Here is a 25,924-nt window from a genome sequence, read left to right as displayed (position 1 = left end):
GGCGTCGCGCCCGTCCGGCCGACTGCGCGGCGGGTCGGCCCAGCGGGCCCGTGCACGGCTGGAACCATGCGTCCATGGCATCCCAGGCAGGCACGGCCAAGAGTTCGGCGTCGGCGAAGTCGCGAGTCGTGCTGGTGACGCTCGCGGCCGGCCAGTTCCTGATGGCGCTCGACAGCTCCGTCATGAACGTCTCCATCGCCACGGTGGCCGAGGACGTGGGGACCACGGTGACGGGCATCCAGGGCGCGATCACCGCCTACACCCTCGTGATGGCGATGTTCATGATCCCCGGCGGCAAGGTCGGGGCGCTGATCGGACGCAAGCGCTCGTTCATGATCGGCTGCTGCGTCTACGGGGCCGGCTCCTTCACCACGGCACTCGCGCCGAACCTGCCCGTGCTGCTGCTGGGCTGGTCGTTCCTGGAGGGGATCGGGGCGTCGCTGATCCTGCCCGCGATCGTGGCGCTCGTCGCCGGCAACTTCGCCGTCGAACGCCGTCCCGCCGCCTACGGGCTCGTCGTGGCGGCAGGGGCCGTGGCGATCGCGCTCGGGCCGCTCATCGGCGGTGTCGCGACGACGTACTTCTCCTGGCGGTGGGTCTTCGCCGGGGAGGTCCTGGTGGTGCTCGGCATCCTCGTGCTGGCGCGCCGCATCGCGGACGCCCCGCCCGGCGAACGCCGGAGCATCGACTACGTGGGCGCCGTCCTCTCCGCGCTCGGGCTCGGGATCTTCGTCTACGGCGTGCTCCGGTCCGACGAGTGGGGCTGGTTCCAGCCGAAGCCCGGCGCCCCCGCGTGGCTCGGGGTCTCCCTGACGACCTGGCTGATGCTGGCCGGTCTGGCGCTGGTCTGGCTCTTCCTCCACTGGGAGGCCAAGGTCGTCGAGCGGGGGCGGGATCCCCTCATCGATCCCGGCATGCTGCAGAACAGGCAGCTCACGGGCGGCCTGACGATGTTCTTCTTCCAGTTCCTCGTGCAGATGGGCGTGTTCTTCGTCGTCCCGCTCTACCTGTCCGTCGCCCTGGGCCTCTCGGCACTGCAGACCGGCGTCCGTCTCCTGCCGCTCTCGGTGAGCCTGCTGGCGGCCGCGACCCTGATCCCGCGTCTCCTCCCGGACGTCTCGCCGCGGCGCGTGGTGCGGCTGGGGATCCTCGCGCTGCTCGTGGGAGCGGTGGTCCTGATGGCCGCGCTCGACGCGGACGCCGGCGCGGAGGTCGTCACCATCCCCCTCCTGCTGGTCGGGCTCGGCATGGGCGCGCTGGCGTCCCAGCTCGGGTCGGTCACCGTGTCCGCGGTGCCGCAGGCGCAGAGCGCGGAGGTCGGCGGCGTCCAGAACGCCGTCACCAACCTCGGCGCCTCGATCGGTACGGCACTGGCCGGCTCGATCATGATCGCCGCACTCACCACGTCCTTCCTGACCGAAGTCGAGGCGAACCCGGCGGTCCCGGACAGCGTCACGAGCCAGGCGGCCGTCCAGCTCCAGAGCGGCGCGCCGTTCCTGTCCGACGCCCAGCTCAAGACCGCCCTCGACCAAGCCGGCGCGAGCGCGGAAGTGTCCAAGGCCGCGCTGGACGCGAACGCTGCCGCCCGGCTCGACGGCCTTCGCGCGGCACTCGCCATCCTGGCCTTCGCCGCGTTGCTCGCCCTCTTCTTCACCCGGCGGATCCCGTCGGCCCAGCCGCGCTCGACGGAGCCGTAGCCCCGGCCCGCGCGTGTGCGGGGGGCGTGCCGGGCGCGCAGCATGGAGGTATGGCTGTCATCCCGCCGGCACGGACCCGCTCCGCGGCCGTCGCAGCCGTCCTGGCAGCTGCCCTGAGCACCGTGCCGGGCGGCCCCGCCCATGCCTTCACCGGCGTCAACCACGAGGACATCACCCGGGCCGCACTGCCCTGGGAGCCCCTCACCCTGACCGCGATGGCCGACGCCCGCGACGGGGCGGTCAACGCCAACGACCACCGCCCCTACTTCGACGTCGGCCCCCTGCACTGCGACAACGCCGACTACCTCGCCCCCCGCTACGCCCCCGGCTACCCCCGCACCCGGGACGAGGCCACCACCGAGCTCCTCGCCTGTATCCGTACCTCCGTGGCCCGCTTCCGCAACGCCGTACGGGCCGCCGACGGCCTCGTCGACGCCGACGGCACGGTGCGCGCCGGCCAGAGCGACCTTTCCTCACCCTGCACGTGGGACGAGAAGGCCGAGCGGGCCAAATGTGCCGTCCTCGAACAGCTCGGCCGCGGCTGGCACCAGATCGAGGACTTCTACTCCCACTCCAACTGGAGCGACCGGGCCGCCCCCGGCCCGATCGGCCTCGACAACCCGCCCGGCCTGGAGCGTAAGGACCACGCGCCGTTCCTCGACATCCGCCGCTACAGCGCCATGAAGGACGCCGACTGGACCCGGGAGGCACGGGAGCGCATTCCCGCGGACCTCGCCACCGGCTGCTACACCGACTTCGACTCCACCGGCGTCAAACCCGCCGACTGCGACGGCCGCGTCTCCCACAACCGCACCCTGAACAAGGACACGCCCGCGTCCGCCCGCGCGCGGACCGGCGACAACTTCCGCCGCGCGACGGCCGGGGCCACCGCCGAGATCACCCGCCAGTGGAACGACTTCAGGGCCGAGCTGCTCACGGCGTACCCCGACCACGGGCGCGGCGAACGGATGGTCTGCGCGCTCGTCCACGACGACCCGGCCACCGCCTGCTCCTGACCGCCCGGGAGGTCACCGCCCGGGCGGTCAGGCGGTGAGTTCGTAGAGGCTCCGGGCCACGGTCCACAGGCCCAGCACGAGGCACGTGACGACGATCGCCTGTTCCGTGTGCCGTTCCAGCCATGCGCGCAAACCTGTCAGGGCCTGCTGCGCCCGCTGCGGCGCGAACACCATGTACAGCTCCATGGTCAGCAGGGAGGAGGTGGCCAGGACGCAGAAGCCCAGGAGTGCCAGGAACGACGCCCCGTGGGAAAGGTCGGCCGATACCACCGTGGTGGCGGCGAGGCCGACCATGCCCCAGGGCTGGAGGAGGACGGCGAGCGAGGCGGCGGACCACACCGTGACCTGGTCCATCCTGGAGGTCTTCGGCCTCTTGGACGCCACCGGCCGCCCCTCGTCCGCCGCGCCGTCGCTGGCGGCGGCCGTACGCCGTCGACGCCACTTGCGCTCGCTGTACACGATCAGTCCGAGCCCGAGGACCACCTTGACCACGAGTACGGCGGTGGAGGGCGGGGAGCGCGGCGGGGGCGGCTCCCCGTCGGTGAGGAGCAGCACGACGGCGATCACGGCCACCAGGCACGCGAGCCAGGCGAGGATGAACGCCAGCCCTTTCCACACCCCGCGGCGGGGGGCGGACACGACCACGACGAACGCCGCGATCGGCAGCGGGTAGAGCGTGATGACCAGGCCGATGACGAGCAGGTCAAGCACCATGGCAACGCATCCGGCTCATACCGGACACCCCATGGCGGGGCATCCGGCTACCCCGCGAGGACCTTGGCCTTCGCCTGCTCGAACTCGGCAGCCGTGATGTCGCCCTTGTTCTTGAGCTCGGCGAGCCGGGCGAGCGCCTCCGCCTGGCTGGTGCCGCCGGCGGTCTGCTGTACGTAGGAGCGGAACTCCTGCTCGCTGCGCTGCATCCGTGCCAGCTCGCGTTCGCCCATCCCGCGCCCGCGGGCGATCAGGTACACGAACACACCGAGGAAGGGCAGGAGGATGACGAAGACGGTCCACCCCGCCTTGCCCCAGCCGCCCAGGTCGTCGTCGCGGAAGATGTCGCCGATGATCCGGAAGAGCAGCATGAACCAGAGCACCCAGAGGAAGATCATCATCATGGTCCAGAACATGTTCAGCAGCGGGTAGTCCACCGCCAGGTCCAGCATCGACTCGTTCATGGCGCGCCTCCGTGTTGACTGTGGGCACAGATGTCGATCGATCGCGGCGTCAGGCCGCCTGAGGGGCGAAGGGGAGCAGTTCGTCCTGTCCCGGCTGCACGACGCCGTAGCTGCTCTCCGGCACCTGGTTCCAGGCACCGGGCAGGTCACCGAGGGGCTCGGACACGATGAGGCGGGTCTCGTCGGACACGTCCTGCAGGAACGTCACGTCAGGGTGCAACGTGCGCAGGGTGTCCACACGGCTGCTGTAGAACAGCGACCTGGATGCGCCCTCGCTGGAGTAGCGGAAGGCCCAGACGCGCTCGCCGTCGGTCACGGCGACCGTCATCTGGAGGGGGAACTCCACACCCCGCTCGCGCCCGACGCGTTCCACGACCCCCGCCATCCGCGCCACGGCGCCGGGCGGGTCCTGGTCCAGGCCGAAGGTGACCGCGAGGTAGAACATCATCTCGGAGTCCGTCGTTCCCTCGATGTCGTTGAACAGCACGGGGTCCACGAGGAGGCAGAGTTCCCGGCGCACGAGGTGGAAACCGGCGATGGAGCCGTTGTGCATCCACAGCCAGCGGCCGTGCCGGAAGGGGTGGCAGTTCGTCTGCTGGACCGCCGTTCCGGTCGACGCCCGGATGTGGGCGAAGAACAGGGGGGACTGGACGTGGTCCGCGATCTCCCGCAGGTTGCGGTTGTTCCAGGCCGGCCCCACGTCCCGCAGGACCGCCGGTGTGCCGCCGTTCTCCGGGTACCACCCGACGCCGAACCCGTCGCCGTTCGTGGTCTCCACACCCAGCTTGGAGTGCAGGCTCTGGTCGATCAGCGAGTGCGCCGGCTTGTACAGGATGGTGTCGAGCAGGAGGGGCGTCCCCGAGTAAGCGAGCCATCGGCACATGGATGATCACCCGTTCCTCGTTGTCCATCTGGGTCCGGAGACCGCTCCCGGCGAGAGCCGAGAGGAAGCCGGCCGGACCCACCGGCATTCCCATCGTCTGCCCTTCCCCTGGTGATCGCCACGCGGGCGGGAGCGGGCCCGCCGGCGCAGGGGAGTCGCCACCCTGAGCGGGAAGCAGCAGGTCAAAAGGGCCGGCCCCGCGGAACGCGGGTCATCGCGAGTACGGCGCACCGGTCGCGGGGCCGGACGCGGGGCTCGCGGGCGGACGGCGCCGGCGAAGGACGGACAGCCTCGTGACCAAGTCCCGTGCGGGCTCCGGTCGTAGGTCGTCCCCCGTGCCAAGACCGGTCGGCAGCAACAAGAAAGCCACGGGTCAGAACGTTTCTTCTGACCCGTGGCACGGTGGGGCGGGTGGGACTCGAACCCACGGCCGACGGATTATGAGTCCGCTGCTCTAACCGGCTGAGCTACCGCCCCTTCACGGCGTGGCGCGTACATGTGTGCGCGCTGTCTGCCGCAGCATAGCCGCTCATACGATCTCCTGCCTCGGGTGCCTCGCATGATCGGCTTCGCCTGCTCAGTGAGACCGCGCTGGAAGCTGCCCGGTTCCCGGCCGGGCAAAAAGAAAGAGGACCCGGACCGGGCCCTCTTCCCTTCCTGCTCCCCCGACTGGACTCGAACCAGTAACCTGCCGGTTAACAGCCGGCTGCTCTGCCAATTGAGCTACAGGGGATTGCGCTCCCCCGACTGGACTCGAACCAGTAACCTGCCGGTTAACAGCCGGCTGCTCTGCCAATTGAGCTACAGGGGATTGCTGCGGTGCCACGAACAGCCCACCTCCGGCCTTGCCGGGGGGCGAGCGCCCGTTGCGAGTCATAGATTAGCGCAAGCAGGGGGGTGCTCCGCCAATCGGTATCGCCAGCCGGCCGGGCACCGACACGACGAAGGGTGGCAGGCATGCGGTACAAGGTCACGTTCCTCGCCGGAGTGGCCCTCGGCTACGTCCTGGGAGCGGCCGCGGGACGCGAGCGCTACGAGCAGATGAAGAAGTCCGCGCAGCGGGTCGCACAGAACCCGGTGGTGCGCAACGCCGCCGAGACGGCGGGACAGGGCGGGCGGGTGTTCGCCGTGAGGGCGTTCACCGTGGTCGGCGACAAGGCCGGTGACGTCCTGCCGAACTCGGTGGTGCGGCGGGTGCCCGGGCTGCGGCGCCGCGGACAGGGGTTCGAGGACGAGTGGGGAACCAGCAACACCTGAACCGGCCGGGCGGACGGCCCGGTGGGGCAGAATTCTCCGCATGGGGATAGTCGCCGGGCTGGACAGCTCTTCCACCTTCACTCGCATCGTCGTCTGCGACACGGACACGGGCGCCGTGCTGCGCCAGGGCTACGCGGCCCATCCGCAGCCGGCGGGCGAGGTGGTCCCCTACGAGACAGACCCGCAGTCCTGGCTGCTCTCCCTCGGGGAGGCGGCCGGGGGCGGGCTGCTGGAGGGGGTCCAGGCCATAGGGGTCTCGGCGCAGCAGCACGGGCTGCTGGCGCTGGACGCGCAGGGCGGGCTGGTCCGGCCCGCCCTGGTCGGCAACGACAAGCGCGGGCAGGCCGCCGCGGCCGAGCTGGTCGAGGCGCTGGGTGGCAGGGCCGCCTGGACGGCGGCCGTCGGCTCGGTGCCGCACGCCGCGCAGCCGGTGGCGAAACTCGCCTGGCTGGCCCGTAACGAGCCCGAGGCCGCGCGGCGGATCGCGGTGCTGATGTCCCCGCACGACTGGCTGGTCTGGCAGCTGCTGGGCCGGCCCGCCCGGCGGACCACCGACCGGGCCGACGCCTCCGGCACCGGGTACTGGTCGGCGGCCACCGGCGCGTACCGTCCGGACCTGGTCGAGCTGGCGCTCGGGCACCGGGCGCTGCTGCCCGAGGTGCTCGGTCCGTGCGACGCCGCCGGGATGACCCCGGAGGGGCTGCTGATCTCCGCCGGGACCGGGGAGACCACGGCCGCCGTGCTCGGGCTGGGCCTGGGGCCGGGGGACGCGGTGGTCTCACTGGGCGCCTCCGGCTCGGTGATGGCCGTGCACCACGAGGCGCTGGTGGAGCCGGGCGGACTGGTCACCTCCCTCGCCGACGCCGCCGGTATGCACCTGCCGGTGGTGAACACCTCCAACGCCGTACGGGCCCTGCGCGGCACCGCCGACATGCTGGGCACCGACCTGGAGGGGCTGAGCGCGCTCGCGCTGAAGTCGACGCCGGGGGCGCACGGGCTCGTCCTGCTGCCGTACCTGGAGGGGGAGCGCACCCCGTACCTGCCGCACTCCGCCGGGACCCTGTCCGGGCTGCGCCGGGATTCGATGAAGCCGGAGCACCTGGCGCGGGCGGCGTTCGAGGGGATGCTGTGCGGGCTGGCGGACGCGCTGGACGTGCTGCGGCACCGGGGTGTGGGGATCCGGCGGGTGTTCCTGCTGGGCGCGGCGGCCGAGCTGCCCGCCGTACAGGCCGCCGCGCCGGGGCTGTTCGGGACCCAGGTCGTCGTGCCGGCTCCGGCGGACTACGCGGCGCTGGGCGCGGCCCGTCAGGCGGCGTGGGCGCTGGGGGTGCAGCAGGGCACGCTGGCCCCGCACACGCCTCCGCTCTGGCCGGCGCCGGCCGCCCAGGTCTTCGAGCCGGGCGAGGAGTTCGCGGCCTGGCAGGCGGTGCGCCAGCAGTACGTGACCACGCGGGAGCAGCTGCACCCGGGCGCCTTCTGAGCCGGGAGCGACCGCATCCGCGCCCGGTCCGCAAGCCCTTGCACGTCCGGGTTCTGGCAGCAAGGGGACCTTGGCACGAAGTGGCCTCCTCCTTTTGACCCCGCTTTGCGAAAAGCGGTAGGGATCAGGCCACCGCTTGGCACAAGATGGAGTGAACCCCCTCGATCTTTGCTACCGGAGCCTGCGCGTGCTCATACGACTTCTGCGGACGTACCTGCGTCCGCACCGGAAACCCATCGCCGCACTGGTGCTGCTGCAACTCCTGCAGACCAGTGCGAGCCTCTACCTGCCCACGCTCAACGCCGACATCATCGACCACGGTGTCGTCAACGGTGACACGGGTTACATCCTGCGCTTCGGCGCGCTGATGCTCGGTGTCTCGCTCGTCCAGCTCGTCTGCAACGTCGGGGCCGTCTACTTCGGCGCGCGGACCGCCGCCGCGCTGGGCCGGGACGTCCGCGCCGCCGTCTTCGACCGGGTGCAGAGCTTCTCCGCCCGCGAACTGGGCCAGTTCGGCGCGCCGTCGCTGATCACCCGTACGACCAACGACGTCCAGCAGGTGCAGATGCTGGCGCTGCTGACCTTCACGCTGATGGTCTCGGCGCCGATCATGTGCGTCGGCGGTATCGCCATGGCCCTCTCCCTGGACGTGAAGCTGTCGGGCGTGCTGCTCGCCGTCGTCCCGGTGCTGGGCGCCTCGGTCGGCGCGATCGTCTGGCGGACGCGTCCGCTGTTCCGCCTGATGCAGCAGCGCCTGGACGTGGTCAACCGGGTGCTGCGCGAGCAGATCACCGGCAACCGCGTCATCCGCGCCTTCGTCCGCGACGGTTACGAGGAGGAGCGCTTCCGCGGCGCGAACTCCGAGCTGACCGGGGTCTCGCTGGCCTCCGGCCGGCTGCTCGCCCTGATGTTCCCCACCGTCATCCTGGTGGTGAACCTCTCCAGCGTCGCCGTCATCTGGTTCGGTGCGATGCGCGTGGACGACCGGGGCATGGAGATCGGGCAGCTGACGGCCTTCCTCGCCTACCTGATGCAGATCGTGATGGCCGTGATGATGGCCACCTTCATGTTCATGATGGTGCCGCGCGCCGAGGTCTGCGCCGAGCGCATCCAGGAAGTGCTCGACACCGACTCCAGCGTCGTCCCGCCGGTGGACCCGGTGCGCACGCTGTCCGTGAGCGGGCGCCTGGAGCTGCGCGGCGCCGACTTCCACTACCCGGGCGCCGAGGCGCCGGTGCTGCGCGGGGTGGACCTGGTGGCCCGGCCCGGCGAGACCACGGCGGTGATCGGCTCCACCGGCAGCGGGAAGTCCACGCTGCTGGGCCTGGTGCCGCGGCTGTTCGACGCGACCGGCGGCGAGGTGCTCGTCGACGGCGAGGACGTGCGCCGGCTGGACCCGCAGCTGCTGGCCCGGACGGTCGGCATGGTCCCGCAGAAGCCGTACCTGTTCTCCGGAACCGTGGCCTCCAACCTGCGCTACGGGCGCCCGGACGCCACCGACGAGGAGCTGTGGCGGGCCCTGGAGGTGGCCCAGGCCAAGGAGTTCGTCTCCGCACTGGAGGGCGGCCTCGACGCTCCCATCGCCCAGGGCGGGACGAACGTCTCGGGCGGCCAGCGCCAGCGTCTGGCCATCGCCCGCACGCTCGTGCAGCGCCCGGAGATCTACCTGTTCGACGACTCCTTCTCGGCCCTGGACTACGCGACGGACGCGGCGCTGCGCGCGGCCCTGGCCCGTGAGACGCAGGAGGCGACGGTCGTCATCGTCGCCCAGCGGGTCTCCACGATCCGCGACGCCGACCGGATCATCGTCCTCGACGAGGGCCAGGTGGTCGGCGAGGGACGCCATCACGAGCTGATGGCCGGCAATGAGACCTACCGGGAGATCGTGCTCTCCCAGCTGACGGAGGCGGAGGCCGCATGAGCGGGCCCGGAGGACGGATGATGATGGGCTCGCCCCAGAGGTCCACGGACTTCAAGGGGTCGGGCAAGCGGCTGCTGGGCCAGCTGACGCGGGACAAGGCGAAGCTGTGGGGCATGGTCGCGGCCGTGGTCGGCAGCGTCGCCTGCTCGGTGGTCGGGCCGAAGATCCTCGGCGAGGCCACGGACCTGGTGTTCGCGGGCATCGTGGGCCGGGAGATGCCGGAGGGCCTCACCAAGGAGCAGGCGCTGGAGGGGCTGCGGTCCCAGGGGCACGGCGGCATGGCGGACATGCTGGCGAGCACCGACTTCACGCCGGGCCAGGGCATCGACTTCGGCGCCGTCGGGGTGGTGGCGCTGTGGGCGCTGGCCGCGTTCACCGTGGCGGCGCTGCTGATGCTGGTCGCGACGAGGCTGTCGAACCTCGTGCAGAACGGCATGGTCTACCGGATGCGCGAGGAGCTCCAGGCGAAGCTGTCGCGGCTGCCGCTGTCGTACTTCGACCAGCAGAAGCGCGGCGAGGTGCTGAGCCGGGCGACCAACGACATCGACAACATCGGGCAGACGCTCCAGCAGACGCTGGGCCAGCTGATGAACTCGCTGCTGACGATCGTCGGTGTGCTGGCGATGATGTTCTGGATCTCGCCGCTGCTGGCCCTGGTCGCGCTGGCGACCGTACCGCTGGCCATGGTGGTGGCGGCGAAGATCGGCAAGAAGTCGCAGCCGCAGTTCGTGGCGCAGTGGAAGAGCACGGGTGCGCTGAACGCCCATATCGAGGAGATGTACTCCGGCCACGCGCTGGTGAAGGTCTTCGGGCGGCAGAAGGAGTCGGCGGAGGTCTTCGCCGAGCAGAACGAGGAGCTGTTCCGGGCCTCGTTCAAGGCGCAGCTGGTCAGCGGCATCATGCAGCCGGTGATGTTCTTCATCTCGAACATCAACTACGTGCTGGTGGCGGTCGTCGGCGGTCTGCGGGTGGCTTCGGGCACCCTGTCGATCGGTGACGTGCAGGCGTTCATCCAGTACTCGCGCCAGTTCTCGATGCCGCTGACGCAGGTGGCCTCGATGGCCAACCTGGTGCAGTCCGGTGTCGCCTCGGCGGAGCGGGTGTACGAGCTGATGGACGCGCCCGAGCAGGAGCCGGACGCGGAGGTTCCGGAGCGTCCGGAGCAGCTGCTCGGGCAGGTCGTCCTGGACAAGGTGGCCTTCCGCTACGAGCCGGACAAGCCGCTGATCGAGAACCTGTCGCTGCGCGTGGAGCCGGGGCAGACGGTCGCGATCGTCGGCCCGACGGGCGCCGGCAAGACCACGCTCGTCAACCTGCTGATGCGGTTCTACGAGGTCACCGGCGGCGAGATCGCCCTCGACGGGGTGGACATCGCCAAGATGACCCGTGAGGACCTGCGCTCGGGGATCGGCATGGTCCTCCAGGACACCTGGCTGTTCGGCGGGACCATCGCGGAGAACATCGCGTACGGGGCCTCCCGCGAGGTCACGCGCGCCGAGATCGAGGAGGCCGCGCGGGCGGCGCACGCGGACCGCTTCGTCCGTACGCTGCCCGACGGCTACGACACGGTGCTCGACGACGAGGGCGCGGGCGTCAGCGCGGGCGAGAAGCAGCTGATCACCATCGCCCGGGCGTTCCTGTCGGATCCGGTGATCCTCGTCCTGGACGAGGCGACGAGCTCGGTGGACACCCGTACCGAGGTGCTGATCCAGAAGGCGATGGCGCGCCTGGCGCACGGCCGTACGTCCTTCGTGATCGCGCACCGGCTGTCCACGATCCGCGACGCCGACGTGATCCTGGTGATGGAGAACGGCTCGATCGTGGAGCAGGGCACGCACGAGGAGCTGCTGGCGGCGGACGGTGCGTACGCGCGCCTGTATGCCGCGCAGTTCGCGCAGGCGGTGGCCGAGGTCGACTGACCGGGCGGCCGGGTGAGCGGGTGGGGGCGTCCTTCGGGGCGCCCCCTTCCCGTCGCGGCCGCCCCTCTTCAGTCGAGGTAGCCGCGCAGCTGGTCGGCGAAGGCGTGGTCGCGGAGCTTGGCGAGGGTCTTGGACTCGATCTGGCGGATCCGTTCCCGGGTGACGCCGAAGATGCGGCCGATCTCCTCCAGGGTGCGCGGCCGGCCGTCGGCGAGGCCGTAGCGCAGCTGGACGACCTTGCGTTCGCGTTCGCCGAGGGTGGACAGGACCGCTTCGAGGTGTTCGCGCAGGAGGAAGAAGGCGGCGGACTCCATGGGCGAGGCGGCGTCGCCGTCCTCGATGAGGTCGCCGAGCGCGACGTCCTCCTCCTCGCCGACGGGGGCGTGCAGGGAGACGGGTTCCTGGGCGAGGCGCAGCACTTCCAGGACCCGTTCGGGGGTCAGTTCCAGGTGGTGGGCGACTTCTTCGGCGGTGGGCTCGTAGCCGCGTTCCTGGAGCATCCGGCGCTGGACGCGGATGACGCGGTTGATGAGCTCCACGACATGGACGGGGACGCGGATGGTACGGGCCTGGTCGGCGAGGGCCCGTGACATCGCCTGGCGGATCCACCAGGTGGCGTAGGTGGAGAACTTGTAGCCGCGCGCGTAGTCGAACTTCTCGACGGCCCGGATCAGGCCGAGGTTTCCCTCCTGGACCAGGTCGAGCATGGTCAGGCCGCGGCCGACGTAGCGTTTGGCGACGGAGACGACGAGCCGCAGGTTGGACTCGATGAGCCGGCGTTTGGCCATGCGGCCCATGACGACGAGCGTGTCGAGGTCGACGGCGAGCTGGGAGTCGAGGTCGGTGGCGCCGGCGAGCCGTTCCTCGGCGAAGAGTCCCGCTTCCACCCGCCGCGCGAGTTCGACCTCTTCGGCGGCGGTGAGGAGCGGGATCCTGCCTATCTCGCGCAGGTACTGGCGGAAGAGGTCGGCGGAGGGGCCGCCTCCCGGGCCGCCCTGGCCGGGGCGGGGCGGCGGGGGCGGCTGCTCGATGAGTTCGAGCACCTCGGGTTCCTCGTCCTCGGGGTGCTCCGCGTCGGCGCCGGCGGCGGGGTCTGTGATGTCGTCCACGGCCAGGGCCTCGGCCTCCGCGGTTGCGATGTCACCGGCGGGGAAGGGGCTGCCGGCGGGGTGGCTCACGTTCACAGTCAGGGTCCGGGTCTGCACGGGGGCGACCTCCAGGGGCTCCGAGGACGGTGGCACCGCACCACAGTGTGGGGTACGGCACATCGCTGCCACGAGGGGCGTGCGGGCACTTTCTGAGCCCGCTGTGTGACCGGATGGTTACCCCCTGGCGGCAACCCCGATGCGGATCGGACTCATGTCCGACGAGCCGTCCCCGTCAGGCCATCCAGAAGAAGACGGCCGTCATCCGCTTGTCCTCCAGCGTGGTGCCCCAGTATCCGGTGGCGCTGTGGATGAGGTTGGCGGAGTAGAGCAGGAGGCGGTTGTAGCGGTGGGGGACGCTGAGGTCCTCGGTGAAGGAGTCCTCGGGGACGAAGCGGGTGCCCAGGGCGTCGACGAGGTTGTTATGCGGGGCGAGGACCTGGTTGCCGCCGAGGACCCCGCCGGGCAGGCTCTGCCGGTAGAAGCTGGTGCCGCAGTCCTTGGGGATCCCGGGGGTCAGGTAGAGGACGGCGGCGTAGCGGCACAGGGTGCGGGAGTCGGTGTGCGGACGGGACTCGCACTCGCCCTCGCCGACGACCTGGACGCAGTTGTGGTTGAAGGTGCCGGCGCCGGCCGGGTCCTCGGCCCAGATCCGCTGCGCGCCGGTGGCCTGCCGCACGAGCTTCTCCACGTGCGCGAGTTCGGCCGGTTCCAGGGCGGGCATGGCGCGCAGGCCGGGCCAGGGCTCGGGCTTGTGCGGGGCGCCCTGGACCCAGTCGTCCTTGGCCAGCAGGCGTTCCCGTACGGCGTCCACGTCGGGCAGTACGTCGTCCAGAACCCAGTAGTCGCGGCCGCGGGTGGGCTTGCGGTAGGGCAGCACGGGGAGGGTGTTCGGGGGTCGGAGTGACATGCGCGGAACGCTAGTTGCGGGACCTGTGAGCCTCGCCAAAGCGGGTGCCAAGACTGCGGCAAGAGATGGTCCGCCCCGGCCGCCGTCACGCGGGTTCGACGCGGACCGCGCACACCTTGAACTCCGGCATCCGCGAGACGGGGTCCAGGGCGGGGTTGGTGAGGGTGTTGGCGCGGCCCTCCCCGTACCAGTGGAAGGGCATGAACACGGTGTCCGCCCTGATGGCGTCGGTGATACGGGCCGGGGCCACCGCCCGTCCGCGCCGCGAGGTGACGGCCAGCGGGGTCCCGTCGGCCACCCCGAGGCGGGCGGCGAGGCGGGGGTGGAGTTCCACGAACGGGCCGGGGGCGGCCTCGTTGAGCTCGGGCACCCGGCGGGTCTGCGCCCCGGACTGGTACTGGGCGACGACCCGGCCGGTGGTGAGCAGCAGCGGGTAGGCGGCGTCGGGGGTCTCGGCGGCCTCGCGGTGGACGACGGGCACGAAGCGGGCCCGGCCGTCCTCGGTGGCGAAGCGGTCCAGGAAGAGCCGGGGGGTGCCCGGGGAGCCCTCGGGGCAGGGCCAGAAGACGCCCTGTTCGGCGGCGATGCGTTCGTAGGAGATGCCGGAGTAGTCGGCGGGGCCGCCCGCGGAGGCGCGGCGCAGCTCCCCGAAGACCTCCTCGGGGTCGGTGGGGAACCCCTTCTCCAGCCCGAGGCGGGCGGCGAGCCCGTGCAGCACCTCCAGATCGCCGCGGACTCCCGGCGGCGGGGTGAGGGCCTGACGGCGCAGCAGGACGCGGCCCTCCAGATTGGTGGTGGTGCCGGTCTCCTCCGCCCACTGGGTGACGGGCAGCACCACGTCGGCGAGGGCGGCGGTCTCGGAGAGGACGACGTCGGCGACGGCGAGGAAGTCCAGGGAGCGGATCCGCTCCTCGACGTGCGCGGCGCGGGGGGCGGAGACGACGGGGTTGGAACCCATGAGGAGCAGGGCCTTCACCTCGCCGCCGAGGGCGTCGAGGAGTTCGTAGGCGCTGCGGCCCGGGCCGGGCAGGCTGTCGGGGTCCACGCCCCAGACCCGGGCGACGTGTTCGCGGGCCGCGGGGTCGGTGAGCTTGCGGTAGCCGGGGAGCTGGTCGGCCTTCTGGCCGTGTTCGCGGCCGCCCTGGCCGTTGCCCTGGCCGGTGAGGCAGCCGTAGCCGGAGTGGGGGCGGCCGGCCCGGCCGGTGGCGAGGCAGAGGTTGATCCACGCGCCGACGGTGTCGGTGCCCTTGGCCTGCTGTTCGGGGCCGCGTGCGGTGAGGACCATGGCGGAGTCGGGGGCGCAGAACATCTCGGCCGCGCGGCGCAGCCGGGGGACGGGGACGCCGGTGATCCGTTCCACGAGTTCGGGCCAGTGGGCCATCGCGGCGGCACGGGCGTCCTCCCAGCCGGTGGTGCGGGCGGCGATGAACTCCGGGTCGGTGCGGCCCTCGGCGACGACGAGGTGCAGCAGGCCCAGGGCCAGGGCGAGGTCGGTGCCGGGGCGGGGGGCCAGGTGCAGGTCGGCGTGTTCGGCGGTGCGGGTGCGGCGGGGGTCCACGACGATCAGCGTGCCGCCGTTGGCCTTCAGTTCGGTGAGGTAGCGCAGGGCGGGCGGCATGGTCTCGGCCGGGTTGGAGCCGACGAGGATCAGGCAGCCGGTGCGCGGGATGTCCTCCAGCGGGAAGGGCAGGCCGCGGTCGAGGCCGAAGGCGCGCTGGTGGGCGGCGGCGGCCGAGGACATGCAGAAGCGGCCGTTGTAGTCGATCTGGGAGGTGCCGAGGGCGACGCGGGCGAACTTGCCGAGGGCGTACGCCTTCTCGTTGGTGAGCCCGCCGCCGCCGAAGACGCCGACGGCGTCGGGGCCGTGGGCACGGCGGGTGCGGGTGAGGCCGGCGGCGACGGCGTCGAGGGCCTGCTCCCAGGTGGCGGGCGCGAGGGGGCCGCCGGGGCGGGTGCGGATCAGGGGCTCGGTGAGGCGCACACGGGAGTCGAGCACGGCGGGGGCGGTGCGGCCCTTGCCGCAGAGGGCGCCGCGGTTCACGGGGAAGCCGGGCCGCTCCTCGACCGTGACACCGCCGCCGTCCGGCTGGGGGCGCAGGTTCATGCCGCACTGGAGGGCGCAGTACGGGCAGTGGGTGGCGGTGGCTTCCTGGCTGCGGGACATACCGGTCAGGGTGGGGGCGAGGTGTTACGGGAGGCGCGCTGTGGCGTTACGGGCCGGGGTGCGGGGGCTCAGCGCGGGCGGGCGGGGGCGGTGAGGCGCCGGCGGCCGGGAGGGGTGAGGCGCCGGCGGGAGGAGCGGGGCGCGGGCGGGAGGAGCGGGGCGCGGGCGGGCGGGGGCGCCGGCGGGGGCGCGGGTCTCCGGTCCGGCCTCACCTCTGGCAGGCTTTGATCATGGACATGCATACTCTGGCGCTCTACGCGTGCGCGGCGGCCGTCCTCGCGTCCGGCGTCCCGCTGCTCGCGTCCCTCGCCGCGGAGGGCCGGGAGCGGACGCCCCCGCCGCTGGCCCTGCTGCGGGCGTGGCGGCGGCCGGTTCCGCCGGTCGCCGCGGGGCTGGTGGCCGTGATGGCGGTGCTCGGAGCGGTCCAGACGGCCGTCCCGGCCATGGTCGGCGCGCTGGAGCGGAAGCCCGACGGCGCGTGGTGGCGGGCCGTGACCGCGTTGCTGGTGCAGTCGTCCGGAGGGGTGCAACTCCTGTTCAACCTGGTCGCGCTCGCCGCCGTCGTCCCGGTCGCGGAGCGGTGGTTCGGACCCTGGCGGACGGTGCTGGTCCTCGCGGTGAGCGGGGTCGCGGCCCAGGCGGTGAGCATGGCGGGCTGGAGCACCCGGGGAGGCGGCGACTCGGTGGCGATCTGCGGCCTCGTGGGCGCGCTCGCCACCGCGTACGCGGCGCGCGGCGGTGTCGCCGCCCTGCGGCGGGCGGCCCTCCTCGTGCCGGCGGCGGCCCTCGTCCTGTGCCTGCTCGCCAACAACCACGGCGTGGGCCTGCTCGTGGGCTGCCTGCTGGGCGTCGTCCCGGCGGCGGCCGGCACCCGTACGCCCCCGGCGGCCCGCCCGGCGTGACGGGCGGGCGGTGGTCCGGGGCGGGCCGGGGCGCTTCCTACCCGCCCGTCAGGTGCCGGACCGTCAGGCCCGCCGTCCAGCCACCGTCGACGGCCAGTTCGGCGCCGGTCGTGTACGAGGCGGCGTCCGAGAGGAGGAAGGCGACGGCGGCGGCGATCTCCTCCGGGACCCCGACCCGCCCCAGCGGCGCGCCTGGGTAGTTGCCCTCCCCCGCCCGGATCCCCACCGGCGCCGTCATCGGGGTCAGCGTCATGCCCGGGTGCACCGAGTTGACCCGGATCCGCGCCTCCGCCAGCTCCACCGCGCCGATCTTCGACAGGCCGCGCACGCCCCACTTGGAGGCCCCGTAGCCGGCGGTGAGCGCCAGCCCCGTGAGTCCGGCGGCCGACGAGACGTTGACGATCGAACCGCCCCCGTTCGCCCGCAGCAGCGGGATCGCGGTCTTCATGCCGATGAACGTGCCGGTCAGGTTGACCTCCACCACCCGGCGGAAGTGCTCGACGCTCTCGTGCTCCAGGAACTGCCCGGTGGCGATGCCCGCGTTGTTGACCAGTCCGTCGAACCGGCCGAACTCGGCGAGGACGTGGTCCAGGGCGGCCCGCCAGTCGGCCTCGCTGGTGACGTCGTGGCGCAGGAAGCGGGCCGCGGCGCCGAGTTCCGCGGCCGCTTCGGCGCCCTCGGCCTCCAGGACGTCGGTGATCAGGACCCGGCCGCCCCCGTCGACGACGGCCCGCGCCGCCGCCGCGCCGAGGCCGCGGGCCCCGCCGGTGATGACGACGGCCTTGCCGCTCAGATCCACCACAGCCACGGTCCCACCCCTGACGCCGCCCACCGGATATGACGAATCGGCATACGCCGCTCGCGGCGTCAGTCTGCCAGAGCGCCCAGGGCCCGTGACACCCCCTCCTCCTTGGGCCCGAGGAAGGTCGGCTTCGGCTTGAACGTGGCGTCGACAGCGGCCTTGCCGGCCGCGAAGACCTCCCGGGCCCCGCCGTAGTACCAGGTCAGATCATGGGCGTTGTCGACGCCGACCCCGTACGACTCCACGCCCGCGGCCCGGCACAGGGCGACGGCCCGGCGGATGTGGAAGTGCTGGCTGACCAGCACCGCCCGGCGCACGCCGAAGACCTCCCGGGCGCGGACGCAGGAGTCCCAGGTGTCGAAGCCGGCGAAGTCGCTGACGATCCGCCCGTCGGGCACCCCGTGCGCGGTGAGGTAGCCGCGCATGGCGTCGGGCTCGTCGTATCCGGTACGGCTGTTGTCGCCGGTGACCAGGACGGCCCTCACCTTCCCGGTGCGGTACAGCTCGACGGCCGCGTCGAGGCGGGCCGCGAGGTACGGGGTGGGCCGGCCGTTCCACAGCCCGGCTCCGAAGACGACCGCCACCCCGGCGTCGGGGGCCCCGGCCGTGTCGCGGAGCCGGCCGTCGGCGGCCGCGTGGGTCCACGCGGAGGGCAGCAGGGCCAGGACGCACAGCGCCATCACGGCCTGCACGGCCCGCCGTCGGGCCCGTACGGTCCCCAGGCGCGGTCGGCGCATGAACGTTCCCCCTGGGTGTGGCGGTGGTATCCGGTACGTGCCGCCGCACGGACGGCGCGTCTGCGGGTCAGGACGCCGCCGGATCCGCGGCGGTTCCCCCGCCGCCTGCGGAGGCCGGCGTGTGAGGAGCCGGCAACCACCCGTCACCCCCGCGCAACGCCCCCGCAATCCGCGCCCCGCAGGATCGGTTCATGACGGAGCCGGTGCACCCTCCCGAAAGCCAGTCCGCCCCCTCCCCCTCCCTCCCCTTCGGCAGCGCGGCCGAGCTGCTGACCCGGATCACCGACCAGCTCGGCGCCCAGCTGAGCGGAGTGCGCCCGCCGCGCGCCCGGCCCCACGGAGCCCCCGCATGCACCCCACCCTCGTCGCCGTGGCCCACGGCAGCCGCGACCCCCGCGCCGCGCTCACCGTCCTCGCCCTCCTCGAACGGGTCCGTGAACTCCGCCCGCGCCTCGACGTCCGGCTCGGCCATATCGAGCTGAACCGGCCGCTGCTGCGCGACGCCCTGGAGGACGCCACCGGTGCGGCGGTCCTCGTGCCGCTGCTGCTCGGGCGCGGGACCCACGTCAAGCGGGACCTGCCCGCCGCCGCGGCCCGCGCCGGGCACCTGCGGGTCCGGGTCGCGGCGCCCCTCGGGCCGCATCCGCTGCTGGTGGAGGCCCTGTTCGAGCGGCTCCTGGAGGCCGGCTGGCAGCCCGGCACGGCCGTCGTCCTGGCCTGCGCCGGCTCCCTCGACCCGGACTCCGCCGCCGACGCCCGCCGCACCGCCGCCCAGCTCTCGGAGCGGCTCGGCGGGGTGCCCGTGACCCCGGCGTACGCCTCGGCGGCCGCGCCCTGCGTGCCCGAGGCCGTACGGGCGCTCACGGCGCGGGGGCACCGGGTGGCGGTGGCCTCGTACTTCACCGCCCCGGGCCGCTTCGCCACCGCGAGCGCCGGAGCCGCCCCGGGCCCGGCCGCCGCCCCGCTGGGCGCCCACCCGGCGCTGGCCCGCCTGGTCCTGCACCGCTACGACGAGGCCCTGGCCCGCCCCGCCGGCCACCGGGAACTGGCCACCGCCTGAGACGGGGCGGCCGGATCGCCCGGACCGGATTGCTCGGATTGTCGGTGCGGGCGGTTACCGTCGGAGCATGGAAGGCACCGCGCACGTCCCCGCGTACGAGTCCTACGACCCCGCCGCCACCGAGCGGTGGGCCGCCGAGCCCGACAAGCGGCCCGGGCGGACGGCCTTCCAGCGCGACCGCGCCCGCGTGCTGCACTCCGCCGCCCTGCGCCGCCTCGCCGGGAAGACCCAGGTGGTCACCCCGGGCACCCGTTCGTACGACTGGGACGCCAGCCCCCGCACCCGGCTGACGCACTCCCTGGAGTGCGCGCAGGTCGGCCGGGAGCTCGGCGCTGCCCTCGGCTGCGATCCGGACCTGGTGGAGGCGGCCTGCCTCTCGCACGACATGGGCCACCCTCCGTTCGGGCACAACGGCGAGGAGGCCCTCAACGAGTTCGCCAAGGACTGCGGCGGCTTCGAGGGCAACGCCCAGTCGCTGCGGCTGCTGACCCGGCTGGAGCCCAAGCGGTTCGTGCCCGACCCGGCCACCGGCGAGCCCGTCAGCGTCGGACTCAACCTGACCCGCGCCTGCCTGGACGCCGCCACCAAGTACCCCTGGGCGCGCGGCGGGCACCCCACCGAACCCGATTCGGTGAAGTTCGGGGCCTACGAGGACGACCTGCCGGTCTTCGAGTGGCTGCGGCGCGGCGCGCCCGCCGACCGCAAGTGCTTCGAGGCCCAGGTGATGGACTGGTCGGACGATGTCGCGTACTCGGTGCACGACTTCGAGGACGGCCTGCACGCCGGGCACGTGGACCCCAACATGCTGTTCGCCGAACCGGAGCGCGCCGCGATCTGGCGGGTCGCCATCGGCCGGTACGTCCCCGCCGACACCGATCCGGAGGAGCTGCGCGAGGCGCTGGACCGGCTGATGGAGCAGGAGTGGTGGCCGCACGGCTACGACGGTTCGGCCGTGGCGCAGGCCCGGCTGAAGGACGCCACCAGCCAGCTGATCGGCCGGTTCTGCCTGGCCGCGGAGGCCGCCACCCGTGAGGCGTACGGCAGCGGTCCGCTGACCCGGTACGCGGCGGAGCTGGTGGTCCCGCGCCGGGCGCGCCACGAGTGCGCCGTGCTGAAGGCGGTCGCCGACCTGTACGTGATGCAGCGCGAGGAGCAGGAGCGGCTGCGGGCCGACCAGCGCATCGTCCTGGCCGAACTCGCCGAGGCGCTCAGCGCCCGCGCGCCGGAGGGACTCGATCCGCAGTTCCGGGCGATCTTCGACGCCGCGCCGGACGACAGGGCCCGCAAGCGCGCGGTCGTCGACCAGATCGCCTGCCTCACCGACGCCTCCGCCCGGTCCCTGCACGCCCGCCTCACCCGGCGCGGACGGCGCGCCGAAGGGTGAGCCGATCGGGCCACTCCCCCTTCCCGGGGCAGGCTCGGTGCGGGACGCTCGCATGTGGCCGCACAGGGCGGAGAGGTTAAGAGGAGGCATCAGGTGGTCGACGCACACCAGACGTTCATCATCGTCGGCGCGGGGCTGGCCGGCGCGAAGGCCGCCGAGACGCTGAGGTCGGAGGGGTTCACCGGCCGGGTGATCCTGATCGGCGACGAACGCGACCATCCCTACGAGCGGCCCCCGCTGTCCAAGGGCTACCTGCTGGGCAAGGAGGAGCGCGACAGCGTCTTCGTCCACGAGCCGTCCTGGTACGCGGGCGCCGACATCGAGCTGCACCTGGGCCAGCCCGCGGTGCACCTGGACCGCGAGGCGAAGACGGTGCGGCTGGGCGACGGCACCCTGCTGCACTACGACAAGCTGCTCCTGGCGACCGGCTCCGAGCCCCGCCGCCTGGACATCCCGGGCACCGGCCTGGCCGGGGTGCACCATCTGCGCCGGCTCGCCCACGCCGATCTGCTGCGCAAGGCGCTGACCTCCCTGGGCCGCGACAACGGGCACCTGCTGATCGCGGGCGGCGGCTGGATCGGCCTGGAAGTGGCGGCCGCGGCCCGCTCCTACGGGGCCGAGGTGACCGTCGTCGAGCCGCTGCCCACCCCGCTGCACGCGGTGCTCGGCCCGGAGATCGGCCAGTTCTTCACCGAGCTGCACGCCGACCACGGGGTGCGCTTCCACTTCGGGGCGGTGCTGACGGAGATCATCGGCCAGGACGGCATGGTGCTGGCCGCCCGTACCGACGACGGCGAGGAGCACCCGGCACACGCCGTGCTCGCCGCGATCGGCGCGGCCCCGCGCACCGCGCTCGCGGAGACCTCGGGGCTGGCGCTGGCGGACCGGCAGCACGGCGGGGGCATCGCGGTGGACGCCTCGCTGCGCACCTCCGACCCGGACGTCTACGCCGTCGGGGACGTGGCCGCCGCCCAGCACCCCCGGCTGGGGGCCCGGCTGCGGGTGGAGCACTGGGCCAACGCCCTCAACGGCGGGCCGGCCGCCGCGCGGGCGATGCTGGGGCAGGAGGTCTCGTACGAGCGGGTGCCGTACTTCTTCTCCGACCAGTACGACGTGGGCCTGGAGTACTCGGGGTTCGCCCCGGCGGGCAGCTACGACCAGGTGCTGGTGCGCGGGGACGTGGGCAAGCGGGAGTTCATCGCGTTCTGGCTCTCCGGCGGCCGCGTGCTGGCCGGAATGAACGTGAATGTGTGGGATGTCACCGAGCACATCCAGGCGCTGATCCTGTCGAAGGCCCCGGTGGACCGCGAGAAGCTGGCGGACCCGTCTGTTCCGCTTGCTTCGCTGGTCCCCGCCGAGGGGGCCTGACGGGATTGCCGCCGCCCCACCGTAGAATTCACGGGTGGCAGGACGGATCAACGACGACGACGTGAAGGCGGTACGGGACGCGGTCCCGATCGACGCCGTGGTCTCCGAGTACCTCCAGCTGCGCAACGCGGGCGGCGGCAACCTCAAGGGCCTGTGCCCCTTCCATGACGAGAAGTCCCCGTCCTTCCAGGTCAGCCCGAGCAAGGGGCTCTACCACTGCTTCGGCTGCCAGGCCGGCGGGGACACCCTCGACTTCATCATGAAGATCGACCACCTCTCGTTCTCGGAGGCGGTCGAGCGTCTGGCCGGCCAGGCCGGGATCACCCTGCGCTACGAGGAGGGCGGCTACACCGCCGGCACCAGCGGCCGCGGGGAGCGGATCCGGCTGGTCGAGGCGCACAAGGCGGCCGCCCAGTTCTACGCCGACCAGCTCGGCGGCGCCGAGGCCGAGATCGGCCGCCGCTTCCTGGCGGAGCGCGGCTTCGACCAGGCGGCCGCCGAGCACTTCGGCGTGGGCTACAGCCCGGCCGGCTGGGACCACCTGACCCGGTTCCTGCGCGGGCGCGGGTTCAGCGACAAGGAGCTGATCCAGTCCGGCCTGGCCCAGGACAGCCGCAGCGGCAAGCCCATCGACCGCTTCCGCGGCCGGCTGATGTGGCCGATCCGGGACATCAGCGGCGAGGTGGTCGGCTTCGGCGCGCGCAAGCTGCGCGAGGACGACAACGGCCCCAAGTACCTGAACACGCCCGAGACGCCGATCTACAAGAAGTCGCAGGTCCTCTACGGCATCGACCTGGCCAAGAAGGAGATCGCCAAGACCTCCCGGGCCGTGGTCGTCGAGGGCTACACCGATGTGATGGCCTGCCACCTGGCCGGGGTCACCACCGCCATCGCCACCTGTGGCACGGCCTTCGGCGGCGAGCACATCAAGATCCTGCGCCGGCTGCTGATGGACAACGCGACGGCCGAGGTGATCTTCACCTTCGACGGTGACGCGGCCGGGCAGAAGGCGGCGCTGCGGGCCTTCGAGGACGACCAGAAGTTCGCGGCGGAGACCTCCATCGCGATCACCCCGGGCGGGATGGACCCCTGCGACCTGCGGCTCGCCCAGGGTGACGCGGCCGTCTCCGGGCTGGTCGAGTCCCGTACGCCCCTGTTCGAGTTCGCGCTGCGGCACATCGTGTCCCGGCACAACCTGGAGAACCCGGCGGGGCGGGCGGCCGCCCTGGACGAGGCGGCGCCGGTCGTCGCCGGGATCAAGAACATCGCGATCCAGCACGAGTCGGCGGTGCAGCTGGCCGGGATGCTGGGCATCCGCGACGAGCAGTTCGTGGTCAAGCGGGTCGCGCAGCAGGCCCGCTGGGCGCGGGACCGCGGCCAGCAGCCGGGGCAGCGGGGGCAGCAGCAGCCCGGCCGCCGCTACGAGGAGGCCGCGCAGGCGCCCGTCGCCGCGCCGGTGGGCGGTCCGGCCCTGAACCTGCGCAGCCCGGCGCACCGCACCGAGCGGGAGCTGCTCAAGCTGGCCCTCCAGCGGCCGGCGCTCGTCTCCCCCGCCTTCGACGCGTACGGCGTCGACGAGTTCACCGCCCCGCCGTACGCGCAGGTCCGCCAGGCCATCCAGGAGGCGGGCGGCGCCGCCCAGGGCACCGAGGACTACCTGGCCCGGGTGCGCGCGGCGGCCCCGAACGACACGGTGCGCGCACTGGTGACGGAGCTGGCGGTGGAGGCCATCCACGCCAAGACGGTGGACGAGGTCTACGCGGGGGTCCAGCTGGTGCAGGTCCGGCTGCGGGCGGTGGACCGCCGGGTGCACGAGATCCAGGGCACGCTGGCCCGGCTCGGCCCGCAGGCCCCGCCGGAGCAGCTCGCCGCGGTCCAGCAGGAGCTGTGGGTCCTCCAGCAGTACGGCCAGCGCCTGCGCAACCGGGGCGCGGAGGGCCTGTAACCCCGGGAGCCTTCCCGCCGGGGGTGCCCCAAGCCCCCCGCTACCTCCGCAGCCAGTCCCCGCCGGGGATCTCGCGACCCGCCCGCGCGAGCCGAAGGGCCAGCGGCGGCGCCGCCAGGTACACCCAGGCCCGGACCCGGCTCCCGTCCCCCCGGACGGCCTCCCGCGCGACCCGGTCGTAGAGGTTGCGCGGGCTGCCCGGACCGGCGTACTCCTCCAGCAGGTCCAGCGCGGCCAGCAGCTCCCCGTACGCGCCGGGGCCCGGGGTGATCAGCGCCCCGGCGATCGCCGAGCCGGCCCGTTCGACGGCGTACGGGTAGCCGGGCCCCTCGTACAGCACCGCGCCCGGCAGCCGGGCAGGCTCCTCGGCGGCGGTGCGGCCGCGCAGGAACAGCCGGTGGTTGACCTCGCCGGGGCGCAGGGTCCCGTACACGAAGAACGGCAGGACGCCGCCCGGCCCGGGCCGATCGACCGATGCCACGAGCCCCTCCTTCCACGCACCCCCACCGTACGCGGCGCGGTCGCACACCGGTACGGGTTTCACCCGGACGGGGCCGGGGTGCCCGGACGGTCGTTCAGTGGCTCTGACCTGCATGGATTCCCTTTCGCGGGCCCACGGCCCACGTGATCTGACGCGGGGTCAGGGTGCGGCCTCCGGGACGTCCGGTTTTCCTCAAGACACGACCCCGTGTCCCCTGGAGTGACCCATGCGCCGCAGGACCGCCCATGTGTTCACCGCCGCCGCGCTGACCGCCGCCGCCTTCGTCGGGCCGGTCGCGGGAGCGGTGGCCGCCGCGGACCTGGGCATGCCCCCCTTCGCGCCCGGGGACTTCGCCGTGCTCGAAGTTTGGCCGAAAACAGCCGTACCGGGTGCCACGGTCACCGTGAACACGAAGGCGTGCGGGCCGGGCGGCCATGCCGAGGGCGACGCCACCACCGTGGGCGGCGGCCGCTTCAAGCTGATCCCGGGCACCCACAAGGAGGTCGTGGCCGGCCAGTTCCAGGTCGCCCGCGACATCCGGCCCGGCACCTACGGCATCGGCGCCACCTGCGCCGACGGCAAGTTCGCCACCGGCGACCTGGTCGTCACCGAGCACGGCCCGCAGGGGCACGTGCACACCGGGGTGGGCGGTGGCACGTCCACCACCACCGACCCGGCCAAGATCACGGCGGGAGCGGCAGTGCTGGCCGCGGCCGCCGTCGGCGGTACCTGGCTCCTGCGTCGCCGGGCGAGCGGCACGCGGAGCTGACGGGCGCCCCCCGCGGCCGAGGCCGCGGTCCGACCGGTACCGCCCCCGTCGCCCGCCCCGCGAGGTCCCCCCGTTCGCGGGGCCGGGCGACGGCCACTGCTGTCCACAGCGAGGCGAAGGGGTACGAGGCATGGCCGGCTTCCCGGGCTTCCGGGGCATCCACCGCATCCGCAGTACCCGGGCCACCCGTGACACCAGTGGCGCCCCCGGCACCCGGGGCACCCGCGGCCTCCAGCGCGTCCGGGGCATCGGGCGCGGACCCGGCGGCCGGCGCGGCGGGGCCGGGCTGGTGGCGCTGGCCCTCTGCACCGGCGTCTGGCTCGTCACCAGCGGCTCCGGCGAGACCGTCGGGCCCCCGCTGCCCTCCCCCGCCGACGCCCTGAGCGCGCAGGCCGTCTACCCCGGGAGCATCGACCCGCTCCCCGGCTCCCCGCCGACCCGGATCCGGATCCCGGTCATCCGGGTGGACGCCCCGCTCACCGGGCTCGGTCTGGACCGCGACGGCAGCCTCGAAGTGCCGCCGCCCGCCCGGGGCGAGCTCGCCGGCTGGTACCGGGACGGGACCACCCCGGGCGCGACGGGTACCGCCGTCATCGCGGGCCACGTGGACAACGCCAGCGGCCCGGCGGTCTTCTACCACCTGGGCGCCCTGCACCGGGGGGCGGCGATCGAGGTGGCCCGCGCGGACGGGCGTACGGCGGTGTTCACCGTCCACGCCGTCGAGGTCTACGACGCGAAGTCCTTCCCGGACCGGCGCGTGTACGGGCCCTCGCCGCGGGCGGAGCTACGGGTGATCACCTGCGGCGGCGGCTTCTCGCCGCGAACCGGCTACCAGGGCAACGTGGTCGTCTTCGCCCATCTCACCGGGACGTACTGAGCCGGGGCCCCACCACCCCGACCAAGATCATC

Annotated in this window: 21 protein-coding genes, 3 tRNA genes and 1 pseudogene; 13 read left to right on the top strand and 12 right to left on the bottom strand. The window is 73.1% G+C overall.

The genetic code is table 11. The annotated features are described in order from the left end of the window. Positions 1–74 precede the first annotated feature (74 nt). Both ABZ716_RS03100 and ABZ716_RS03095 read left to right on the top strand, forming a co-directional pair. Positions 75–1,697: an MFS transporter gene (locus tag ABZ716_RS03100; protein WP_358956093.1), complete on the top strand. Its 1,623-nt coding sequence runs from the start codon at positions 75–77 to the stop codon at positions 1,695–1,697. 50 nt (positions 1,698–1,747) lie between these two features. Next, complete coding sequence (locus tag ABZ716_RS03095) at positions 1,748–2,713, top strand: hypothetical protein (protein ID WP_358956090.1); 966 nt, start codon at positions 1,748–1,750, stop codon at positions 2,711–2,713. A gap of 27 nt (positions 2,714–2,740) precedes the next feature. Here the strand turns inward: ABZ716_RS03095 and ABZ716_RS03090 are convergent, their stop codons facing one another. The 6 genes from ABZ716_RS03090 to ABZ716_RS03065 form a co-directional block, all read right to left on the bottom strand. After that, on the bottom strand, positions 2,741–3,427 hold the full coding sequence (locus ABZ716_RS03090) for a GAP family protein (RefSeq protein WP_358956088.1): 687 nt from the start codon (positions 3,425–3,427) through the stop codon (positions 2,741–2,743). A 47-nt stretch (positions 3,428–3,474) separates the two neighbouring features. After that, positions 3,475–3,888: an SHOCT domain-containing protein gene (locus tag ABZ716_RS03085; protein WP_358809923.1), complete on the bottom strand. Its 414-nt coding sequence runs from the start codon at positions 3,886–3,888 to the stop codon at positions 3,475–3,477. A gap of 49 nt (positions 3,889–3,937) precedes the next feature. Further along, entirely contained in the window at positions 3,938–4,771 is an 834-nt protein-coding gene (locus ABZ716_RS03080; protein WP_358809924.1) for a class II glutamine amidotransferase, read from the bottom strand. 403 nt (positions 4,772–5,174) lie between these two features. Next, positions 5,175–5,248: transfer RNA gene (locus tag ABZ716_RS03075), tRNA-Ile, on the bottom strand. A 183-nt stretch (positions 5,249–5,431) separates the two neighbouring features. Next, a tRNA-Asn gene (locus ABZ716_RS03070) sits at positions 5,432–5,504 on the bottom strand. 5 nt (positions 5,505–5,509) lie between these two features. Next, positions 5,510–5,582, bottom strand: a tRNA-Asn gene (locus tag ABZ716_RS03065). Between the two features lie 146 nt (positions 5,583–5,728). On the opposite strand from ABZ716_RS03065, the gene ABZ716_RS03060 reads away from it, so the two are divergent. The 4 genes from ABZ716_RS03060 to ABZ716_RS03045 all read left to right on the top strand — a co-directional run bounded on the left by ABZ716_RS03060 (position 5,729) and on the right by ABZ716_RS03045 (position 11,348). Further along, positions 5,729–6,028 carry a YtxH domain-containing protein gene (locus ABZ716_RS03060; protein WP_358809925.1) on the top strand — a complete coding sequence of 100 codons (300 nt, stop codon included), beginning with the start codon at positions 5,729–5,731 and terminating at the stop codon, positions 6,026–6,028. 40 nt (positions 6,029–6,068) lie between these two features. Beyond that, complete coding sequence (locus ABZ716_RS03055) at positions 6,069–7,508, top strand: FGGY family carbohydrate kinase (RefSeq protein WP_358809926.1); 1,440 nt, start codon at positions 6,069–6,071, stop codon at positions 7,506–7,508. A 187-nt stretch (positions 7,509–7,695) separates the two neighbouring features. Continuing rightward, positions 7,696–9,429 carry an ABC transporter ATP-binding protein gene (locus ABZ716_RS03050; RefSeq protein ID WP_358956085.1) on the top strand — a complete coding sequence of 578 codons (1,734 nt, stop codon included), beginning with the start codon at positions 7,696–7,698 and terminating at the stop codon, positions 9,427–9,429. After that, positions 9,426–11,348, top strand: a complete 1,923-nt coding sequence (locus ABZ716_RS03045) for an ABC transporter ATP-binding protein (protein ID WP_358956083.1) — start codon at positions 9,426–9,428, stop codon at positions 11,346–11,348. The genes ABZ716_RS03050 and ABZ716_RS03045 overlap by 4 nt, the downstream gene beginning before the upstream one ends. Before the next feature lie 68 nt (positions 11,349–11,416). Here the strand turns inward: ABZ716_RS03045 and ABZ716_RS03040 are convergent, their stop codons facing one another. The 3 genes from ABZ716_RS03040 to ABZ716_RS03030 all read right to left on the bottom strand — a co-directional run bounded on the left by ABZ716_RS03040 (position 11,417) and on the right by ABZ716_RS03030 (position 15,567). Then, the gene (locus ABZ716_RS03040; protein WP_358956401.1) at positions 11,417–12,553 is read right to left on the bottom strand and encodes an RNA polymerase sigma factor; all 1,137 of its coding nucleotides are present in this window, start codon (positions 12,551–12,553) and stop codon (positions 11,417–11,419) included. A gap of 175 nt (positions 12,554–12,728) precedes the next feature. Continuing rightward, positions 12,729–13,403: a DUF6445 family protein gene (locus ABZ716_RS03035; RefSeq protein ID WP_358956080.1), complete on the bottom strand. Its 675-nt coding sequence runs from the start codon at positions 13,401–13,403 to the stop codon at positions 12,729–12,731. 85 nt (positions 13,404–13,488) lie between these two features. Next, a complete protein-coding gene (locus tag ABZ716_RS03030; RefSeq protein ID WP_358809931.1) occupies positions 13,489–15,567 on the bottom strand; it encodes a molybdopterin oxidoreductase family protein in 2,079 nt (692 codons plus the stop codon). A gap of 230 nt (positions 15,568–15,797) precedes the next feature. Here ABZ716_RS03030 and ABZ716_RS03025 point away from each other — a divergent pair, with 230 nt between their 5' ends. Then, complete coding sequence (locus ABZ716_RS03025) at positions 15,798–16,469, top strand: rhomboid family intramembrane serine protease (protein WP_358956077.1); 672 nt, start codon at positions 15,798–15,800, stop codon at positions 16,467–16,469. Between the two features lie 37 nt (positions 16,470–16,506). Here ABZ716_RS03025 and ABZ716_RS03020 read toward each other — a convergent pair whose 3' ends face one another. Next, a complete protein-coding gene (locus ABZ716_RS03020) occupies positions 16,507–17,271 on the bottom strand; it encodes a glucose 1-dehydrogenase (RefSeq protein WP_358956398.1) in 765 nt (254 codons plus the stop codon). 65 nt (positions 17,272–17,336) lie between these two features. After that, a complete protein-coding gene (locus ABZ716_RS03015) occupies positions 17,337–18,008 on the bottom strand; it encodes an ElyC/SanA/YdcF family protein (RefSeq protein ID WP_358809933.1) in 672 nt (223 codons plus the stop codon). Between the two features lie 191 nt (positions 18,009–18,199). Between ABZ716_RS03015 and ABZ716_RS03010 the strand changes: the two are divergent. From ABZ716_RS03010 to dnaG, 4 genes and pseudogenes are all read left to right on the top strand, one after another. Further along, positions 18,200–19,068, top strand: a pseudogene (locus tag ABZ716_RS03010) (sirohydrochlorin chelatase). Positions 19,069–19,135: 67 nt separating this feature from the next. Further along, a complete protein-coding gene (locus tag ABZ716_RS03005; RefSeq protein ID WP_358809934.1) occupies positions 19,136–20,452 on the top strand; it encodes a deoxyguanosinetriphosphate triphosphohydrolase in 1,317 nt (438 codons plus the stop codon). A gap of 93 nt (positions 20,453–20,545) precedes the next feature. Further along, positions 20,546–21,820: an FAD-dependent oxidoreductase gene (locus ABZ716_RS03000; RefSeq protein WP_358809935.1), complete on the top strand. Its 1,275-nt coding sequence runs from the start codon at positions 20,546–20,548 to the stop codon at positions 21,818–21,820. Positions 21,821–21,854: 34 nt separating this feature from the next. Next, entirely contained in the window at positions 21,855–23,765 is a 1,911-nt protein-coding gene (gene dnaG, locus ABZ716_RS02995; protein ID WP_358956075.1) for a DNA primase, read from the top strand. Between the two features lie 40 nt (positions 23,766–23,805). Here the strand turns inward: dnaG and ABZ716_RS02990 are convergent, their stop codons facing one another. After that, on the bottom strand, positions 23,806–24,246 hold the full coding sequence (locus tag ABZ716_RS02990; RefSeq protein WP_358956073.1) for a gamma-glutamylcyclotransferase family protein: 441 nt from the start codon (positions 24,244–24,246) through the stop codon (positions 23,806–23,808). A 226-nt stretch (positions 24,247–24,472) separates the two neighbouring features. On the opposite strand from ABZ716_RS02990, the gene ABZ716_RS02985 reads away from it, so the two are divergent. Both ABZ716_RS02985 and ABZ716_RS02980 read left to right on the top strand, forming a co-directional pair. Next, positions 24,473–25,015: a hypothetical protein gene (locus ABZ716_RS02985; protein WP_358956071.1), complete on the top strand. Its 543-nt coding sequence runs from the start codon at positions 24,473–24,475 to the stop codon at positions 25,013–25,015. Between the two features lie 130 nt (positions 25,016–25,145). Further along, positions 25,146–25,892 carry a class F sortase gene (locus ABZ716_RS02980; protein WP_358809939.1) on the top strand — a complete coding sequence of 249 codons (747 nt, stop codon included), beginning with the start codon at positions 25,146–25,148 and terminating at the stop codon, positions 25,890–25,892. Positions 25,893–25,924 lie beyond the last annotated feature (32 nt).

It is taken from the genome of Streptomyces sp. NPDC006687, from assembly GCF_040636215.1.
Lineage (GTDB): Bacteria > Actinomycetota > Actinomycetes > Streptomycetales > Streptomycetaceae > Streptomyces.
Note: the sequence above shows the minus strand (reverse complement) of the source record. Positions and strands in the feature narration are given on the sequence as shown.